This window comes from Aneurinibacillus sp. UBA3580, from assembly GCF_002375825.1.
In the GTDB taxonomy this organism is placed as follows: domain Bacteria; phylum Bacillota; class Bacilli; order Aneurinibacillales; family Aneurinibacillaceae; genus Aneurinibacillus; species Aneurinibacillus danicus.
On the sequence record NZ_DFMZ01000106.1, the window covers coordinates 8,319 to 10,307 of the forward strand.

2 protein-coding genes and 1 pseudogene are annotated in these 1,989 nt (G+C 38.8%); all 3 read left to right on the forward strand.

The features are described from left to right. Positions 1-351: 351 nt before the first annotated feature. A complete protein-coding gene (locus tag B2899_RS14850) occupies positions 352-1,161 on the forward strand; it encodes a DUF2935 domain-containing protein (RefSeq protein ID WP_146810666.1) in 810 nt (269 codons plus the stop codon). A gap of 250 nt (positions 1,162-1,411) precedes the next feature. Next, the gene (locus tag B2899_RS14855) at positions 1,412-1,681 is read left to right on the forward strand and encodes a 2TM domain-containing protein (RefSeq protein WP_286886822.1); all 270 of its coding nucleotides are present in this window, start codon (positions 1,412-1,414) and stop codon (positions 1,679-1,681) included. A 46-nt stretch (positions 1,682-1,727) separates the two neighbouring features. Continuing rightward, positions 1,728-1,989: pseudogene (locus tag B2899_RS18500) on the forward strand (ParB N-terminal domain-containing protein); the annotation flags it as partial.

The window sequence follows — 1,989 nt, forward strand, 5'->3', positions numbered from 1 at the left end:
GAGATAGGGGTGGTATGATGATAATGTCAGAAGATAAGCGAAGGGACCGTTCCGGGGGAGCGGTCCTTTTTTGGTTGCATAAAAAAAGAGAGACACACGAAGTGACACGAACGTAAGGTGAAGAGGGTGTACCGTACACAAGAGCGCGGAAATTAAAGTATGAGGTCATAAAAAATCTAGCTTGGATTATCTATGATGAGCAAAAGAAAGGAATAGGTGCTCTCTTCATGAGAACGCCTTTTTAAGTTCGATAACTTGGTTTATGTCTATTTAACAAATAAATGTAGGCTGTTACCCATTGGAACATTTATGCATATCTTATTCTGAAAGTTTATTTTAGGAGGCTTGTTCATGTCCAATGGATTTGTTGCTCGCTCGTTAGATGAGGTTCGTTTCTGGTCCCGTATTATGAAAGAACACTCGTTGTTTATTACATTGGGCCTTCGATGTGAAGATACTCAGCTTATAAATGAAGCACAACAATTTTTTCGTATCTTCGAACAAATTGAGAGCCAATCACATGCTTTTACTTTGAAAACAGATCCCCGACAGATTACACAATTTAATGCAGAGGTTTATAATGCCGTCTCTCATATTTGGGTTTATAAAAGAAAACTTCTTGGTCTTATTTTACATTGCAAGTTGCCTGGAGCTAATTTATTTCCTTTACTTATTGATCATATAAGTAGAGAAGCAAATTACTTTAGAAATAGGTTGTCAGAGTTAAATCAAGGTCAATTGGAACCAATACCCGATGCCATTATCGATGAAAACGTATTTTTCTTGCGTATTATGGCCGATCATGCGAAATTTATTGGTCATCTTCTGGACCCGTCAGAACGAAAACTCGTAGAGCAGGCTCAGGAATTCAGTAATGATTTTGATCAATTATTATTTCAAGCAATTGATTTGGATTCTATGCGTCCACAATCACAAACGTCCCCTCTTCTTAGTCAGTTTCTTGACCAAAACAGAGTATCTGTAAAATCACTTCGTGATTTTAAAAAGACGGCTCGTGATTTAATTGAGGCATGCCGTATTAAAAGTATTATTCACCCATTACTGGCTGATCACGTATTCCGTGAAGCGGAGAGATTTTTGGAGATTATCGATATGTTTGAAAGGGCACTAACAGGAAAAAAATCTGTTAGTAAATGCTAAAAACGTCCGACAATGCCCATTTTGTAAACTAGGGTAGCCGCTCCAATGGGAGTGGCTTTTTCTTTTGCATAACGTTACAACCAAGCCAGCGAAACAGTGTAACAGAAAAAGCGCTTCATCTAGTGCCGTACTTGCTGGTTGGCTTGTAACGTTAAAACCTACCGTTACAGTTGCAGAAAAATAGTCCCTCCTGTCGAATAAATTGGCGGGAGGGATAGTAAATTTTAGAAAAGGATAAAGGAGGAGATACATGGAGAAAAATGAAAAGTATCTTAGGGCAGAAAGAAAGGTTCGCGCTCTGAAAGGATTTTATATTCATCTCATTGTCTTCATTTTAGTTAACATCGGACTATTTTTCATTGACCTTATATTCTCACATGATGGTATGTGGTTTTACTATCCTTTATTTGGATGGGGAATTGGATTGATAGCGCATGGTATATCTGTTTTGGGTTTTGGGCGGTTATTTGATGAAGATTGGGAGAAGAAGAAAATTGAAGAGTTCATGAATAAGGATTGAGCACCTATACGGTGCTTTTTCTTTTACATTGGAGGTGAAAGGCAACATGGAAATACGGAAAGTGCCTATTACTAAAATCAAATCAGCACCTTATAATCCACGGGCTGATTTACAGCCCGGAGATCCAGAATACGAGAAGCTAAAGCGTTCAATTATGGAATTTGGCTATGTAGAGCCACTTGTGTGGAACGAGCGTACCAGGAACCTTGTCAGCGCTTTAAAATTCTACTGGAACAAGGCCATACCGAAATCGAAGTGTCTGTGGTTAATCTGGACGAAGTACGCGAGAAGGCGCTGAACATTGCACT